Origin of the sequence: Streptomyces sp. NPDC007157 (assembly GCF_040634235.1) — a bacterium.
Classification (GTDB): Bacteria; Actinomycetota; Actinomycetes; order Streptomycetales; family Streptomycetaceae; genus Streptomyces.
Genome location: NZ_JBEYFE010000037.1, coordinates 39,240 through 55,326, shown reverse-complemented (window position 1 = coordinate 55,326; position 16,087 = coordinate 39,240). Strand labels below are relative to the sequence as shown.

The 16,087-nt window shown below is 72.1% G+C and carries 14 protein-coding genes; 12 read left to right on the top strand and 2 right to left on the bottom strand.

The features are described 5' to 3' along the window. Positions 1-135 precede the first annotated feature (135 nt). Both ABZ642_RS41745 and ABZ642_RS41740 read left to right on the top strand, forming a co-directional pair. Positions 136-1,590 (top strand): amino acid permease, encoded by a 1,455-nt coding sequence (locus tag ABZ642_RS41745; protein WP_360495387.1) that lies wholly within the window; start codon positions 136-138, stop codon positions 1,588-1,590. A gap of 8 nt (positions 1,591-1,598) precedes the next feature. Next, entirely contained in the window at positions 1,599-2,051 is a 453-nt protein-coding gene (locus ABZ642_RS41740; protein WP_046726552.1) for an Lrp/AsnC family transcriptional regulator, read from the top strand. Between the two features lie 174 nt (positions 2,052-2,225). On the opposite strand, the gene ABZ642_RS41735 is transcribed toward ABZ642_RS41740, so the two are convergent. Beyond that, on the bottom strand, positions 2,226-2,966 hold the full coding sequence (locus ABZ642_RS41735; protein WP_360495384.1) for a GntR family transcriptional regulator: 741 nt from the start codon (positions 2,964-2,966) through the stop codon (positions 2,226-2,228). A gap of 236 nt (positions 2,967-3,202) precedes the next feature. Between ABZ642_RS41735 and ABZ642_RS41730 the strand changes: the two genes are divergently transcribed. The 10 genes from ABZ642_RS41730 to ABZ642_RS41685 all read left to right on the top strand — a co-directional run bounded on the left by ABZ642_RS41730 (position 3,203) and on the right by ABZ642_RS41685 (position 15,149). Beyond that, complete coding sequence (locus ABZ642_RS41730) at positions 3,203-4,363, top strand: extracellular solute-binding protein (RefSeq protein ID WP_360495382.1); 1,161 nt, start codon at positions 3,203-3,205, stop codon at positions 4,361-4,363. Beyond that, positions 4,360-5,259 carry an ABC transporter permease subunit gene (locus ABZ642_RS41725; RefSeq protein ID WP_360495379.1) on the top strand — a complete coding sequence of 300 codons (900 nt, stop codon included), beginning with the start codon at positions 4,360-4,362 and terminating at the stop codon, positions 5,257-5,259. Before ABZ642_RS41730 ends, ABZ642_RS41725 begins: the two co-directional genes overlap by 4 nt. After that, complete coding sequence (locus ABZ642_RS41720; RefSeq protein ID WP_360495376.1) at positions 5,244-6,062, top strand: ABC transporter permease subunit; 819 nt, start codon at positions 5,244-5,246, stop codon at positions 6,060-6,062. The genes ABZ642_RS41725 and ABZ642_RS41720 overlap by 16 nt, the downstream gene beginning before the upstream one ends. 3 nt (positions 6,063-6,065) lie before the next feature. Then, positions 6,066-7,139 (top strand): ABC transporter ATP-binding protein, encoded by a 1,074-nt coding sequence (locus ABZ642_RS41715; RefSeq protein ID WP_360495373.1) that lies wholly within the window; start codon positions 6,066-6,068, stop codon positions 7,137-7,139. A 55-nt stretch (positions 7,140-7,194) separates the two neighbouring features. Then, positions 7,195-8,652 carry an HAD-IA family hydrolase gene (locus ABZ642_RS41710; protein ID WP_360495370.1) on the top strand — a complete coding sequence of 486 codons (1,458 nt, stop codon included), beginning with the start codon at positions 7,195-7,197 and terminating at the stop codon, positions 8,650-8,652. Between the two features lie 163 nt (positions 8,653-8,815). Next, positions 8,816-11,197, top strand: coding sequence for a nitrate- and nitrite sensing domain-containing protein (locus ABZ642_RS41705; RefSeq protein WP_360495367.1), 2,382 nt, complete (start codon positions 8,816-8,818; stop codon positions 11,195-11,197). 418 nt (positions 11,198-11,615) lie between these two features. Beyond that, a complete protein-coding gene (locus tag ABZ642_RS41700; RefSeq protein ID WP_360495462.1) occupies positions 11,616-12,035 on the top strand; it encodes a roadblock/LC7 domain-containing protein in 420 nt (139 codons plus the stop codon). 7 nt (positions 12,036-12,042) lie between these two features. Then, positions 12,043-12,423, top strand: a complete 381-nt coding sequence (locus ABZ642_RS41695; protein ID WP_360495364.1) for a DUF742 domain-containing protein — start codon at positions 12,043-12,045, stop codon at positions 12,421-12,423. A gap of 150 nt (positions 12,424-12,573) precedes the next feature. Beyond that, a complete protein-coding gene (locus ABZ642_RS41690) occupies positions 12,574-13,362 on the top strand; it encodes a carbon-nitrogen hydrolase family protein (protein ID WP_360495361.1) in 789 nt (262 codons plus the stop codon). Positions 13,363-13,451: 89 nt separating this feature from the next. After that, a complete protein-coding gene (locus ABZ642_RS41685; protein ID WP_360495359.1) occupies positions 13,452-15,149 on the top strand; it encodes an NAD(P)/FAD-dependent oxidoreductase in 1,698 nt (565 codons plus the stop codon). Here ABZ642_RS41685 and ABZ642_RS41680 read toward each other — a convergent pair. After that, positions 15,146-16,075, bottom strand: a complete 930-nt coding sequence (locus tag ABZ642_RS41680) for an LLM class F420-dependent oxidoreductase (RefSeq protein WP_360495356.1) — start codon at positions 16,073-16,075, stop codon at positions 15,146-15,148. The genes ABZ642_RS41685 and ABZ642_RS41680 overlap by 4 nt on opposite strands. Positions 16,076-16,087 lie beyond the last annotated feature (12 nt).

Genomic DNA, 16,087 nt, shown 5'->3' with positions numbered 1-16,087 from the left:
ATTACGTCCGTGAAGGGCTGGCTCATAGGGTCATGCGCTGTACGTGGCGTGGCCGGGACCCCGCTCGGTGGGGCCCGGCGGGATGGGCGCCGCCGGTCCCGGCCGCCCAGACCCGCAGCGACGAAGGAGCCGCGCGTGCTTGACCAAGGCGCACCCCCACGAACCGACGTTTCCCCCTCCGTCGGTGCCCGACTGATGCGGCGCAAGCCCGTCGAGCGGCTGGTGGCCGAGGGCGGGCAGGGCGAAGGGGGCACGCTGCGGCGTTCCCTCGGGCTCTGGCAGCTGACGATGATCAGCATCGGCGCCACCCTCGGCACCGGCATCTTCGTGGTCCTCGGCGAGGCCGTCCCCAAGGCCGGCCCGGCCGTCACCCTCTCCTTCGTGATCGCCGGGCTGACCGCGCTCTTCTCGGCGCTCTCCTACGCCGAGCTGGCGGGCACCATCCCGGTCGCCGGCTCCTCGTACTCGTACGCATACGCAACGATGGGCGAGCTGATCGCCTGGGTCTGCGGCTGGTGTCTGCTCCTGGAGTACGGCGTCTCGGTCGCCGCGGTCGCGGTCGGCTGGGGCGAGTACCTCAACGAGCTGCTCGCCGGGACCATCGGCGTCACCCTCCCGAAGGCCCTGTCCGCGCCGCCCGGCGTCGACGGCGGTGTCTTCAACCTGCCCGCCCTGATCGTCGTGCTCCTCGCGATGGTGTTCCTGCTCGGCGGCGCCAAGGAGTCGGCGCGCGCCAACACGATCATGGTGTCTGTGAAGATCGCCGCGCTGGTGCTGTTCTGCGCCATCGGCTTCATGGGCTTCAGGTCCGGCAACTACGCGCACTTCATGCCGCTGGGCATGGCCGGCGTCAGCGCGGCCGGGGCGACGCTGTTCTTCTCGTACATCGGGTTCGACGCGGCCTCCACCGCGGGCGAGGAGGCGAAGAACGCGCAGCGCGACCTGCCCCGGGCCATCATGCTGTCGCTGGTCATCGTGACGGCGCTGTACGTCCTCGTCGCGGCCGTCGCCGTCGGTGCGAAGCCGTGGCGGCAGTTCAACGACTCCGAGGCCGCCCTCGCCCAGATCATGCGGGACGTGACCGGCCAGAGCTTCTGGGGCACCCTGCTGGCCGCCTGCGCGGTCGTCGCCATCGCCAGCGTGGTCCTGACCGTGCTCTACGGCCAGACCCGCATCCTCTTCGCGATGTCCCGGGACGGCCTGGTGCCCAAGGTGTTCGCCAAGGTCCACCCGAAGACCGGCGCGCCCCGGGCCAACACGGTGATCGTCTCCGTCTTCTGCGGGGTCCTGGCCGCCGCGATCCCGCTGGGGCAGCTGGCCGACGCCACCAGCATCGGCACGTTGTTCGCCTTCGGCCTGGTGAACATCGCGGTGGTGGTGCTGCGCCGGACGCGTCCCGCGATGCCCCGTACCTTCCGCGTCCCGCTGTCCCCGCTGCTGCCCGCGCTGGGCTTCGGATTCTGCGTCTGGATGATGGGCAGCCTCTCGGCCGTCACCTGGGTGGTCTTCGGAGTCTGGATGGCGGTCGGGCTCGTGTTCTACTTCGTATACGGCTATCGCCGGTCCCGTCTTGCAACACCTGAAAGCTGAACGACCCCTTGCTGAACGATCTCGACGAACGCATCGTGCACGCCCTCGCCGAGGACGCCCGCCGCTCCTACGCGGACATCGGGCAACTGGTCGGTCTGTCCGCGCCCGCCGTCAAACGGCGCGTGGACCGGCTGCGCGCCACCGGAGCGATCACGGGTTTCACCGTGCGGGTCGATCCTGCGGCCCTCGGCTGGGAGACGGAGGGGTTCGTCGAGATCTACTGCCGGCGCAACACCTCACCGGAGACGATCCAGCGGGGGCTGGAGCGGTACCAGGAGGTGGTGGCCGCGTCCACGGTCACCGGTGAGGCCGATGCGGTCGTGCAGGTCTTCGCGTCGGACATGCGGCACTTCGAGAGGGTGCTGGAGCGGATCGCGGGGGAGCCGTTCGTGGAGCGCACCAAGTCGGTACTGGTGCTGTCGCCGCTGCTGAGAAGGTTCTCCTCAGGGGCACCGGGGTGAGAGCGGGACGGGACGGGGTGCGGTTGTCGGCCGGGTGCGGGTACGTCGTGGCTGATCGCGCGGTTCCCCGCGCCCCTTCGGCCGGCGGTGGTACCGCGCTCTGAAGGGGCGCGGGGAACTGCGCGACAAGCCACACATCACCCGCACCCGGCGTGCGACCGCACCCCCCGTCCCCTATCCCGCGGTCATCCGCGCCAACGCGTTGCTGTCGATGGAGTTGTGCACGCTGAAGCTGACCGCGTCCGACCGGTACCGGTCGTCCGACCACTCCACCGGCCGCCCCTCCCGCGTCGTCGTCACCCGCCTCACGCGCAGCAGCGGGCTCGACCGGCGGACCCCCAGCAGTTCGGCGTCCCGCGCGCCGCAGGCGACCGCGTCGATCACATGCTCGCCGTACGCGAAGACCAACCCCGTGTCCTCGTACAGGCGTTGAGTCACCGACGGGCACTCCGGCTCTATCGCCGCCACCGCCGGGGAGATCCAGTCCGCGTACACCGTCCGCTCCAGCAACACCGGTTCGCCGTCCAGGCCGCGTACCCGGAGTACGTGCAACACCGCTGTGCCGGGGGGAAGTTGCAGGCGGACCGCGTCCTCCTGGGTGGCGGGGCGGTACTCCTGGGACACCACGTGTCCGGTCGCCTCGCGGCCCATCGACCGCGCCCACTGCGCGAAGCTGCGCAGCTCCGCGAAGCTCTGGCTGCGCCGGCTGGCCAGCACCACCCGGCGGGCGCCCTGGCGGGAGCCGATCAGCCCCTCGGAGGTGAGCGCGGCGACGGCCTGGCGGACGGTGCCGCGGGAGACGCCGTACTGCGCCGCCAGCTCCGTCTCCGAGGGCAGCCGACTGCCGACGGTGTACTCCTCACGGTCGATGGCGCGCCGCAGCTCGTCGGCGATCTCCTCGTGTCGCGCCGTCATGCTTCCCCTCTGGATAGGCCGCTGTGCACAGCGTGACCAGCCTAATCGACGTTCCCGGGTGATTCGTGTCAGCCCGGAACCGGTCAGGACTGTGCAGGGAATTGGGGCCCAGGGTTTTTCCGGAGTTCACAGTCCCGACACCCGCGCCGGGCGTACTGTGAGCCAACTTGTTCAGACAAGTTCGCCCGTGCCACCCACAGCGTCACCCACCCTCGTGCGTACTCCCTGGAGAGACCGTGACCGTGTCCCTGCCGAGAACCGCCGTCCTTGGCGGCTCCCTCGCCGTCGTTGCCGCGCTCGCCCTGAGCGCCTGCGGCGCCGCCCCCGACAACTCGGCGTCCACCACCTCCGACGGCAAGAACGCCGCCACCGCCACCTCCGCCGCCGACCTCGGCGGCATGGACAAGCTGGTCGCCGCAGCCAAGAAGGAGGGCACGCTGCACATCATCGCCGTGCCCCGCGACTGGGCCAACTACGGCGCCATCATCGACGGCTTCAAGAAGAAGTACGGCATCAAGATCGAGGACGAGAGCCCCGACGGCTCCAGCCAGGACGAGATCACCGCCGTGACCTCGCGCAAGGGCCAGGACCGCGCCCCGGACGTCCTCGACCTCGGTTCCTCCTTCGCGCTCAGCGCGGCCCAGCAGGGGCTGCTCGCGCCGTACAAGGTCACCTCGTACAACGACATCCCCACCGGTCAGAAGGACCCCCAGGCCCGCTGGTACAACGACTACGGCGGCTACATCTCCATCGGCTGCGACGCCAAGCGCGTCAAGACCTGCCCCACCACCTTCGCCGACCTGCTCAAGCCGCAGTACAAGGGCCAGGTCGCCCTCAACGGCAACCCGACCAAGTCCGGTTCGGCGTTCGGCGGCGTGTACGCGGCCGCGCTCGCCAACAAGGGCTCCTTCGACGACATCCAGCCCGGCCTCGACTTCTTCGCCAAGCTGAAGAAGAACGGCAACTACACGCCCGTCGAGTCCACCCCGGCCACCGTCGAGAAGGGCGAGACGCCCATCTCGATCGACTGGGACTACCTGAACGCCGGGTACGCCGACGAGTTCAAGTCCAAGGGCGTGGACTGGAAGGTCACCATCCCGACCGACGGCCAGTACGCCCAGTTCTACTCCCAGGCCATCAACAAGGACGCCCCGCACCCGGCGGCCGCCCGCCTGTGGCAGGAGTACCTGTACAGCACCGAGGGTCAGAACCTGTGGCTCAAGGGCTACGCCCGCCCGGTCCTGATGACCTCCATGGAGTCCGCCGGCTCCCTGGACAAGACCGCCGCCGCCAAGCTGCCCGCGGTCACCGGCACGCCGTCCTTCCCGACCGAGGCCCAGCAGGACAAGGCCAAGACGGTCCTCGCGACGGGCTGGTCGAAGGCCGTCTCCGGATGACGGCCACGCTCACGCGGGCCGACGTGGCGTCCGCCGCTTCCCAGAAGCGGCGGCGCCGCGCCCCCGGCTGGCTGGCCGTCGTCCCGCTGCTCGTCTTCACGGCCGTCGCCTTCGGGCTGCCGGCCGTGGCCATGCTGAACGGCGCCTTCACGGTCAAGGACCCGGCCAGCGGGGTGTCCTCGTACACCGGGAAGAACCTCACGGACTCCCTCCAGGGGCCCTACCTCACCGCCCTCGTCGGCAGCGTCAAGCTGTCCGCGCTCTCCGCCCTCATCGCGGCCGTCCTCGGGCTGCCGCTCGCGCAGGCCGTGGTCAGCTCGCGCTCCCGGGCGCTGCGCGAGGCCGTGCTCACCGCCTCCGGCGTGCTCGCCAACTTCGGCGGTGTGCCGCTGGCGTTCGCGTTCGTGGCGACCCTCGGCAACGCCGGTGTGCTGACCGTGCGCCTGCACCTCGCGGACCACGGCTGGAACCTGTACAGCTTCTGGGGACTGGTCCTCGTCTACCTCTACTTCCTGATCCCGCTGATGGTCCTCACCATCACCCCGGCCCTGGACGGACTGCGGGCGCAGTGGCGGGAGGCCGCGCTCAACAACGGCGCCACCGGCGTGCAGTACTGGCGGTTCGTGGCGCTGCCCGTGCTCGCGCCCTCGCTGCTCGGCGGTCTCGTGCTGCTCTTCGGCAGCGCCTTCGCCGCCTACGCCACCGCCGCCGCGATGGTCGGCAGCGCGGTCCCGCTGGTCACCCTCCAGATCGCCGACGCCATCTCCGGCAACGTCCTGGTCGGCCAGGAGAACGTGGCCCTCGCCCTGAGCCTGGACATGGTGCTGGTGGCCGGCGTGGTGATGGCCCTGTACCTGCCCCTGCAACGACGGAGCGCCCGATGGCTCGACGCCTGACCCCGTGGCGCTGGGCCGTCCTCGGCCTGGCCGCCCTCTACTTCCTGGTCCCGCTGGGCGCCTCCGTCGTCTTCACGGTCGACGTGCCCGGCCAGGGCGTCACCTTCGACGCCTACTCCCAGATCCTGTCCGCCGACGGCTTCCTCTCCAGCCTGGTGCTCTCGCTGGAACTGGCCGTCGCCACCATCGCCGTCGTGCTGCTGCTGATGGTGCCCGCCGTGGTCGCCCTGCGGCTGAGCGCGCCGAAGCTGCGCCCGGTGGTCGAGATCGTCTGCTCGCTGCCGCTGGTGGTGCCGCCGATCGCGTTCGTCGCCGGGATCGCGAGCGTGCTGAAGTGGGGGCCGGACCACCTGTCCCGGACCCCGCTGTTCGAGACGTTCGTCGCCATCCAGAACCCGGACTTCCCGATCGTCCTGGTCCTCGCGTACGTCGTGATGGCGCTGCCGTTCGTGTACCGGGCGCTGGACGCCGGACTGCGCGCGATCGACGTGCGCACCCTCGTCGAGGCCGCCCGCAGCTGCGGTGCCAACTGGCCGCAGGCCCTGGTGCGAGCCGTGCTGCCCAACCTGCGCGGGGCGCTGCTCAACGCGGCCTTCCTCACCCTGGCGCTGGTGCTCGGCGAGTTCACCGTCGCGCGGCTGCTCGGCTTCCAGCCCTTCGCCGTGTGGATCTACAACGTCGGCGGCTCGCAGGCCCAGATGTCCGTCGCCGTGTCCGTGCTCAGTCTCCTGGTGACCTGGGCCCTGCTCCTCGCGCTCGCCGGTGCCGGCGGCCGTGACCGAACCGCTTCCTCCCGGGGATGAACCATGAGTGTCAGCACGCCTGAGAAGGCCACCACCGCCGCCACCGTCGAATTCCGGTCGCTGCGACGGGAGTTCGGTGCCACCGTCGCCCTCGACGGACTCGATCTGACCGTCCGCCCCGGGGAGTTCCTGGCCCTGCTCGGCCCGTCCGGCTGCGGCAAGACCACCGCGCTGCGCATGCTCGCCGGGTTCGAACACCCCGACTCCGGCGCGGTGCTGGTGGACGGCGAGGACGTCACCTCGGTCCCGGCCCATCGCCGGGACGCCGGGATGGTCTTCCAGTCGTACAGCCTCTTCCCGCATCTGAACGCCGTCGACAACGTGGCGTTCGGGCTGCGCATGCGCAAGGTGCGCACGAGTGAACGGCGGGCGCGGGCCGCCGAGTTGCTGGACCTCGTCGGGCTCGGCGACAAGGGGGAGCGGTTCCCGCACCAGCTCTCCGGCGGCCAGCAGCAGCGCATCGCGCTCGCCCGTGCCCTGGCCCTGCGGCCCCGGGTGCTCCTGCTCGACGAGCCGCTGTCGGCCCTCGACGCCAAAGTCCGGCTGACCCTCCGTGAGGAGATCCGCCGCCTTCAGCAGGAACTCGGCATCACCACCCTGTTCGTGACACACGATCAGGAGGAGGCGCTGTCCGTCGCCGACCGGGTCGCCGTGATGCGTGCCGGGCGGCTCGAACAGTGCGCCGAGCCCGCCGAGTTGTACGGCCGTCCGGCCACCGCCTTCGTCGCCGAGTTCGTCGGCACGATGAGCCGGATCCCGGGCACGGTCAAGGACGACCGGGTCGAGGTGCTCGGTCAGCGGCTGCCGGTCGACGGACAGGCACCGGACGCGAGCGAGGTCGACGTGCTCGTACGGCCCGAGGCGGTCCAGGTGCGCGCCGACGGCACCGGTACGGCCACCGTCGTCGCCACCGCCTTCCTGGGCGCGGTCGTCCGGGTCACCGTACGGCTCGCCGACGGCACCGAGGCCAAGGCCGATCTGCCCGCCCACGAGGCAGCGGGTCTGGGCGCCGGAGCCGCGGTGAGCGTGTCGCTGCCCGAGCGGCCCGTGCTCGTGGCGGACCGTACCCAGAAGTAACGCTTCCGGAAGTCCGGAAGCGTCCAGAAGCCCAGAAGTAAGGAATGACAACAACGTGACCCCCCACCCCCGACTCCCGCTCCAGGCCGTCCTGTTCGACATGGACGGCACGCTCGTCGACACCGAGCGACTGTGGTGGGAGGCGGTGGAACGCGTCGCCGGGCGCACGCTCGGCGAGGCCGACGAGCCCGATGTGCTGGGCCGTCCGGTCGAGTACACCGCCCAGTGGCTGGCCGACAGCACCGGCAGGTCCGGCGCCGACCTCGCGGCCGAGCTGCACCGGGAGTTCGCGGACCGCGTCCGCACCGGCATCGTGCCCCGCCCCGGCGCCCTCGACCTGCTGGACGCGCTCGCCGCGGCCGGCGTTCCCACCGCCCTGGTCACCGCGTCCCCACGCGCGGTCGCCGACCTCGTGCTCGCCGCGCTCGGCGCCGGCCGGTTCGCCGCCTCCGTCACCGCCGACGACACCGGCCGCACCAAGCCCGCCCCCGACCCGTACCTCGCCGCCTGCCGGGCCCTCGGCGTCGACCCGGCGGGCTGTGTCGCCGTCGAGGACACCGAGACCGGGGTCGCCTCCGCCGAGGCGGCCGGCTGCGCGGTCCTCGCCGTCCCCTCGCTCGCGCCGATCGGCGGCGCACCCGGCCGGACCGTCCGGGACACCCTCGTCGGGATCACGCCGAAGCAGCTGAGCGACATGGCCGTACCCGAACTGCGGGTCATGTCCTGGAACCTGTGGCTCGGCGGCAGCCGGATCGACGACCACCGGGCCAAGCAGGTCAAGGCCGTTCTGGAGGCCGGCGCGGACGTCGTCGGACTCCAGGAGACCGCCGGCACCTCGGCCCGGGAACTCGCCGAGGCCCTCGGCTGGTACCACCACACGGCCGGCGAGAACCTCGGGATCATCAGCCGGTACCCCATCACCGCCCGCCTCGGCGACCCGGAGGTCGGTTTCTACGGAGCCGCCGGGGTGCGGATCGCCGTACGCCCCGGACGCGAGGTCGACATCTGGACCGCGCATCTGCACTACACCCCGTACGGGCCCTACGAGTTCCACTTCGACGGGCTCGGGGCGGCCGAGCTGATCGCCCACGAGGAGGTGCGGCTCGGGCAGTTGCGCGAGGCGCTGCGGCGGATCGGCGGTGGGGACGGTGCGGTGCCGGTGGTGCTCGTGGGGGACTTCAACTGCCCGTCCCACCTGGACTGGAGGGATGTCGAGTGGCCGGTGACCAAGGCCGCCGAGCAGGCCGGGTTCCGCGACTCCTACCGGGAGGTCCATCCGGATCCGGTGACCGCGCCGGGGCATACCTGGTCGCCGATCCATCCCGTGCGGGAGGACGGCAGCGGGCGGCCCGAGCCGCAGGACCGGATCGACTACGTGCTGCACAGGGGGCTGCGCGTACTCGACTCCCGGACCTACGTCAGCGGCATCCCCGCGCCCTGGCCCGAGGTGGCGGGCAACGACTGGCCGTCCGACCACGCGGCCGTCGTCAGCACCTTCGCCGTGGAGTCCTGACTCGGGGTTACCGGGGGCAACCATTGCGGTCATCGGGGGCATCCCGTAGGTTGTGCCGGGCTCCTTACTCGCTGGTAACACCGGTAGGCAATCCATGCGCTGGCCCTCCGCCACCCTCCGGCCGGGGGGACCCCGATCCCGCTTCGCGCGCCGACCCACCACCGTGCGCGCGCGGATCGTGGCGCTCGCCCTCGCCCCGGCCGTCGCACTGACGGCACTGTGGAGCTTCGCCATGGTCTCCGTCACCGCCGAACTCCGCGCGCTGATCCGGCTCCAAGGGGTGTACGACGACTACGGCACCCCCGTCGACACCGCCGTCGGGCAGATCCAGATCGAACGGCGGCTGTCGGCGGCCTACCTGGGCGCCCGGCTCGACACGGCGACCGCCGCCGACCTGCTCGCGCAGCAGCGGCGCACGGACCGGGCGGTGGACGCCATGCGGGAGGCGATCCGCGGCGGTGACCGCGGCCGGCTCAGCGGCCGGCAGCGCGCGGCCCTCGACGCGATGGTGACCGCCGCCGGCAGGCTGGAGGGACTGCGCGAGCGGGTGCTGTCCCGGAAGATCACTTGGGACACCGCCGTCACCGAGTACAGCGCCCTCGTGGAACCCGGCTTCGACGTCGAGTCCACCCTCACCGCCCTCCAGGCCGGACAGCTGGCCCGGGAGTCGCAGGTCGTCGTCGAGCTGGTGCGGGTACGGGAGTTCGTCTCGCGCGAGGACGCGCTGGTGGCGGGGGCACGGGCCGCCGGACGGCTCACCGACGGGCAGTACGGCAGCCTCACCGCGACCATCGAGGACCGCCGCGTCTTCGAGCGGACCTACGTCCCCGACCTGCCCTCCGACTCGCGGGCGCTGTTCGAACGGTTCCAGCGCGGCGGGCTGTACGGCTCGCTGGTGCGCGGGGAGGACGCGCTGCTGCGGGCCGGTGCGGACCGGGCCGGTGCGGCCGTCGCCGCGGACACCTGGCGGTCGACCACCGACCGGGCCGTCAAGCAGTACATGCTGCTGTGCACCGAGTCGGCGCGGAACTCCGCAGAGCGCGGACGGGCCTTCGCCTACCGGGAGCTGACCAAGGCGGCCGTCGTCGGCGTGGTCGGGCTGGCGGCGGTGGGGCTCTCGCTGTGGTTCGCGGTGCGCGGGGCGCGTCGCATCTCACGCCGTCTGGAGACCCTGCGGGACGCGGCCGACCTGCTCACCGCACACCAACTTCCCACCCTGATGAGCCGGCTGAGCGCCGGTGAGGACGTGGACGCGGTCACCGAGGCGCCACCGCTGGCCGCCCGGGAGGCCGGCCACGACGAGATCGGGGACGTCGGCCGGTCGTTCAACAGGGCGCGGCTGGCCGCCGTCGAGGCTGCGGTGAAACAGGCCACGCTGCGCAGGGGCCTGTTCGCGGTCCTCCTCAACATCGCGCGCCGCAACCAGGCCCTCGTCCACCGCCAGCTCAAACTCGTCGACACCCTGGAGCGGCGCACCGACGACCCGGCCGTCCTGGGCGAGCTGTTCCGCATCGATCATCTGACCACCCGGATGCGCCGGCACGCGGAGAGCCTGATCATCCTCTCCGGCGCGACCCCCGGGCGGCGCTGGCGGCGGCCCGTGCCCGTCGCCGACGTGGTGTCCTCGGCGGTCGGCGAGATCGAGGACTACCCACGGGTCGTGGTGCCGCCGATGCCCGAGGTCGGGGTCGCCGCGGACGCGGTCGCCGACGTCGTGCACCTGGTCGCCGAGCTGCTGGAGAACGCCACGGTGTTCTCGCCGCCGCACACCCAGGTCACTCTGCGCACCGGCCGGGTCGGCCACGGCTTCACCCTGGAGATAGACGACCGGGGCCTCGGCCTGGACGCCGACCAGCTCGCCGAGGCCCACCGCACCCTCACCGACCCCGAGGCCTTCGACCCGACCCGTCACGACCGCCTCGGCCTCTATGTCGTGGGCCGCCTGGCCGCCCGGCACGGCATCGAGGTGACCCTGCGGGAGTCGCCCTACGGGGGCACCACCGCGGTGGTGCTGCTGCCGGCGGCGGTGCTGGCGGAGGTGGAGCCGGACAGCGGCCGACGGGGAGGCGAGCGTGGGCGGCGCGCGTCCGCGGAGGGAGGCGGCAGTCGGCCGACGGGTGCGGACGGCCGACCCGCGTCGGCGATCGGCGTCCTGCCGCCCCACGGCGGTACGGCGGTCACCGGGGCATCCCCGGCGCTCGGCGGAGCGGACGCGTCGGACGCGTCCGACGCGTCGGCGCCGGCCGGCGGGGCTGGAGCGGGCCGCGACGCGGAGCCCCGGCCGAGCCGGATCGTGGATCCCGCCCCCGAGGTGCCCCCGGCCCTGCCCACCCGTACCCGCCAGGCCTCCCTCGCCCCCGAACTGCGCGCCGCCGGCCCGCCGGCCCCGGCCCCGCCCGTCGGGCGCGATCTGGACGCCGACGAGATGCGGGCGGTCTTCGGAGCCTTCCAGCGCGGCCTGGACCGAGGGCGCAGGGGCTTGCCGACCGGACCCGAGGAGCCGGACCACATCGAGGAAAGGACGCGCGCCGACCATGACCAGTGACGACAAGCCCCAGCCCCCCGACTCGGCCGCCGATGCCAACTCGGCCACGGGCCCCGCCTCGGCGACGGGCCCTGGCTCGGCGACGGGCCCTGGCTCGGCCACGGGCCCCGCCTCGGCGACGGGCCCTGGCTCGGCGACGGGCCCTGGCTCGGCGACGGGCCCCGCCTCGGTCACGGGCCCTGGCTCGGCCGCCGGTTCGGGTTCGGCTGTCGACTCCGGTTCGGCCGCCGGTCCCGGTTCGGCCGCTGACCTCGGTTCGGCTGCCGGTTCGGGTTCGGCTGCCGGTCCCGGTTCGGCCGCTGACCTCGGTTCGGCTGCCGGCCCCGGCTCGGCCGCCGACCCCGGTTCGGCCGCCGACCCCGGTTCGGCCGCCGGTTTCGGTGGTGTTGTCGGCGTTTCGCGGTCCGGTAGCGGACCGCTGTCCGTCGTCGGCCCAGGGCCCGGCGCCCAGCCCGGCAGTGACCTCGGCTGGCTTCTCGACGACCTCGTCGCCCGGACCGACCACGTCCGGCAGGCCGTGCTGCTCACCGCGGACGGGCTTCCGCTCAGCCACTCCGAGGGCATGCGGCGACGGGACATCGAGCACCTCGCGGCCGTCTGCTCCGGCTTCCACAGCCTGGCCCGCTCGGCAGGGGACCGGTTCGGCGCCGGAGAGGTACGGCAGACCATGGTGATGCTCGACGACGCCTACCTCTTCGTGACCCCGGCCGGGCACGGCAGCCGGCTCGCCGTCCTCAGTGACGTCCGCACCGACGTGGGCCAGCTGGCCCACGAGATGGCCCTGCTCGTCCGCCGCCTCGGCCGCCACCTGGACGCGGCCGCACGCTCGACCCCCTGACTCTCCGGTGAGCGACGAGCACTGGTACGAGGACGAGACCGGCTCGCTGGTCCGCCCCTACACCGTGACCCGGGGCCGTACCGAGCCCTCCGGACGGCACACCATCGACCTGATGTCCCAGGTCACGGCGGTGGACGCGGACCCGGACGAGCCGGACGTCGACCATGCCCGGACCGCCCTGCTCGCCCTGGTGAGGCGCGGCGCGCGCCCGGTCGTCGAGCTCGCCGCGGACGCCGACCTGCCGCTCACCGTCGTACGCGTCCTGCTCGGCGATCTCGCCGAGGCCGGCCTGGTCCGTATCGACCGGCCGCGCCGCGTGGCACCGGCCGGGCCGGGCGCCGACCCCGCGCTGCTGAAGGAGATCGTCGAACGGCTGAGGGAGCTGTAGGGGTGCGGCCGGCGCAACGAATCGCCGCCGGACACCTGTATCACGCAACGAACCGCTCGACCACGCGCAACGGCTCCTCCTTGTCCGGCCCGGTCTGCCGACTTACCGTCTAAAGGGCCCCAGACCCCTCCGTACCCGGTGAGGACCCGTATGCGCACCGCCCTGCTCCAGAGCTCCGGCCGCCCCGGCTCGACCGTCGAGAACCTCAAGGCGCTCGACGACGCCGCCGGCCGGGCCGCCGCCGCGGGCGCAGCGCTGCTCGTCGCACCCGAGATGTTCCTGACCGGCTACGCGATCGGCGACGACATCGCCCGCCTCGCCGAGCCCGCCGACGGCGACTGCGCGGACGCGATCGCCGAGCTGGCCCACCGGCACGGCCTGGCGATCGCCTACGGCTACCCGGAGCGCGCCGGCGACGCCGTCCACAACTCCGCCCAGCTGATCTCCGCCGACGGCACCCGGCTCGCGAACTACCGCAAGACCCACCTCTTCGGCGGCTTCGAACGCGACCACTTCACACCGGGCGAGCAGGCGGTCGTCCAGGCCGAGCTGAACGGCCTCACCGTCGGGATCATGATCTGCTACGACGTGGAGTTCCCGGAGCCAGTCCGTGCCCACGCCCTGGCCGGGACCGACCTGCTGCTCGTCCCGACGGCGAACATGCACCCGTTCCAGTTCGTCGCCGAGTCCCTCGTCCCGGTGCGGGCCTGGGAGAACCAGATGTACGTGGCGTACGTCAACCGGGTCGGCCAGGAGGGCGAGTTCGACTTCTTCGGGCTGTCCGGCCTCGCCGGCCCCGACGGTGTGGCCCGCGCCCGGGCCGGACGTGGCGAGGAACTCGTCGTCGCCGACATCGACCCCGCGCTCCTCGCCGCCTCCCGCGAGGCGAACCCCTACCTGAAGGACCGCCGCCCCGGCCTCTACGGGTCCCTGGTCTGACCTCCCCCCTCGCGTTCCCGCTTTCCCCTCCCCTTTCTCTTCCTGTCTCTTCTTTTCGCAGGTCGCAAGTCGCAAGGAGCCCGTACCCCATGACGTCCACCGTGCCCAACGCCGTCGAGCACGCAGACGAGCAGCAGCCGCCGATCACCATGTTCGGGCCGGACTTCCCGTACGCGTACGACGACTTCCTCGCCCACCCGGCGGGCCTCGGCCAGATACCCGCGGCCGAGCACGGCACCGAGATCGCGGTCATCGGCGGCGGGCTGTCCGGCATCGTGGCCGCGTACGAGCTGATGAAGATGGGCCTGAAGCCGGTCGTGTACGAGGCCGACCAGATCGGCGGACGGCTGCGGACCGTCGGCTTCGAGGGCTGCGACCCCTCGCTGAGCGCCGAGATGGGCGCGATGCGCTTCCCGCCCTCCTCGACCGCCCTCCAGCACTACATCGACCTGGTGGGACTGGAGACCCGGCCGTTCCCCAACCCCCTTGCGGAGGCGACCCCTTCGACCGTCGTCGACCTCAAGGGCGAGTCGCACTACGCCGAGACGGCCGCCGACCTGCCGCAGGTCTACCGTGACGTCGCCGACGCCTGGAACAAGTGCCTCGAAGAGGGCGCCGACTTCTCCGACATGAACCGCGCCATGCGCGAGCGGGACGTGCCGCGCATCCGTGAGATCTGGTCCCGGCTCGTCGAGAAGCTCGACAACCAGACCTTCTACGGCTTCCTCTGCGACTCGGAGGCCTTCAAGTCCTTCCGGCACCGCGAGATCTTCGGCCAGGTCGGCTTCGGGACGGGCGGCTGGGACACGGACTTCCCGAACTCCATCCTGGAGATCCTGCGGGTCGTCTACACCGAGGCCGACGACCACCACCGCGGGATCGTCGGGGGCAGCCAGCAGCTCCCGGTCCGGCTCTGGGAGCGCGAGCCGGAGAAGATCGTGCACTGGGCGTACGGCACCTCGCTCGCGAAACTGCACGAGAAGGGCGCACCCCGCCCCGCCGTGACCCGGCTGCACCGCACCACCGGCAACCGGATCACCGTGACGGACGCGAACGGCGACATCCGCACCTACCAGGCGGCGATCTTCACCGCCCAGTCCTGGATGCTGCTCTCGAAGATCGCCTGCGACGACTCGCTCTTCCCGATCGACCACTGGACGGCGATCGAGCGCACCCACTACATGGAGTCCTCGAAGCTGTTCGTCCCCGTCGACCGGCCCTTCTGGCTGGACAAGGACGAGGACACCGGCCGGGACGTCATGTCGATGACGCTCACCGACCGGATGACCCGCGGCACCTACCTCCTCGACGACGGCCCCGACAAGCCGGCCGTCATCTGCCTCTCCTACACCTGGTGCGACGACAGCCTGAAGTGGCTGCCGCTGTCCGCGAACGAGCGGATGGAGGTGATGCTGAAGTCGCTCGGCGAGATCTATCCGAAGGTCGACATCAGGAAGCACATCATCGGCAACCCGGTGACCGTCTCCTGGGAGAACGAGCCCTACTTCATGGGCGCGTTCAAGGCCAACCTGCCCGGCCACTACCGCTACCAGCGGCGCCTGTTCACGCACTTCGTGCAGGACCGGCTGCCCGCGGACATGCGGGGCATCTTCCTCGCCGGCGACGACATCTCCTGGACGGCGGGGTGGGCCGAGGGCGCCGTCCAGACCGCGCTGAACGCGGTCTGGGGCGTCATGCACCACTTCGGAGGCGAGACCGACCCGTCCAACCCCGGCCCCGGTGACGTCTACGACGAGATCGCGCCGGTCGAACTCCCCGAGGACTAGACCCCGGCCGCCCGGGCCTTCTCGTACACCTCCGCGGCGACCTCCTTGAGTTCCTGGGCGTCCCGCGGAGTGGTCTGGAGGTCGACCAGGATCTCCTCCAGGCCGACCGCCGCGTGCGTCACCAGGTCCTCCACGATCTGGTCGGCGCTGCCCTGGAAGGGCTGGCGGTCCGGGCCGTCATAGGGCTTGGCCGTGTACACGGCGTTGACCCGCACGACCGTCTGGATCGGTTCCGTGCGGCCGCGTTCGGCCGCCAGGTCCTGCAACTCCCGCCACTGGGCCGCCAGCTGCTCGGCGCCCATGCCGACCGGCAGCCAGCCGTCGGCGTGGTCCACCAGCCGCCGCTGGGCCTTCTTGTTGCCCGCGGCCAGCAGGACCGGGATCGGCCGGGCGGGCTTGGGACCGACCACGGCGGAGGCGATCTTCGTCAGTTGGCCGTCGTACGTCACCGGGTCCGGGCCCCACACCGCCCGGCACACCTCGATCAGTTCGTCGAGCACCTTGCCGCGCTCCTCGAACGGCCGGATTCCGGCGGCCGCGTACTCGTCGAGCGACCATCCGGTGCCCAGGCCCGCGATCACCCGGCCGCCGCTCGCCGCGTCCAGCGAGGCCAGTGACTTGGCCAGTTGGAAGGGGACGTGCAGCGGCGCCACCAGCACACTGCTGCCCAGCCGCGCCCGCTCGGTGGCCGCGGCGGCGAGGGTCAGCGTGACCAGGGGCTCGGCCACGTCCCGGTACGCGTCCGGCCAGGGGAGGCCCTCGATGCCGTACAGGCCCTGGGTGGCGGGCTCCGGGAAGAGGGCCCGCTCGAAGACCCACAGGCTGTCGTAGCCGATCTCCTCGGCGGTACGGGCCACGTCGGGAACGTCCGTGCCGATGGAATACTGCCGCATCTGGGGGAGGCTGAGGCCCAGTCGAGTCGCCATACCGGTGCTCCT

Coding starts and splice junctions, on each gene's coding strand:
- ABZ642_RS41735 (WP_360495384.1), bottom strand. CDS start 2,966: ATGACGGCGCGACACGAGGAGATCGCCGACGAGCTGCGGCGCGCCATC.
- ABZ642_RS41725 (WP_360495379.1), top strand. CDS start 4,360: ATGACGGCCACGCTCACGCGGGCCGACGTGGCGTCCGCCGCTTCCCAG.
- ABZ642_RS41720 (WP_360495376.1), top strand. CDS start 5,244: ATGGCTCGACGCCTGACCCCGTGGCGCTGGGCCGTCCTCGGCCTGGCC.
- ABZ642_RS41715 (WP_360495373.1), top strand. CDS start 6,066: ATGAGTGTCAGCACGCCTGAGAAGGCCACCACCGCCGCCACCGTCGAA.
- ABZ642_RS41690 (WP_360495361.1), top strand. CDS start 12,574: ATGCGCACCGCCCTGCTCCAGAGCTCCGGCCGCCCCGGCTCGACCGTC.
- ABZ642_RS41685 (WP_360495359.1), top strand. CDS start 13,452: ATGACGTCCACCGTGCCCAACGCCGTCGAGCACGCAGACGAGCAGCAG.
- ABZ642_RS41680 (WP_360495356.1), bottom strand. CDS start 16,075: ATGGCGACTCGACTGGGCCTCAGCCTCCCCCAGATGCGGCAGTATTCC.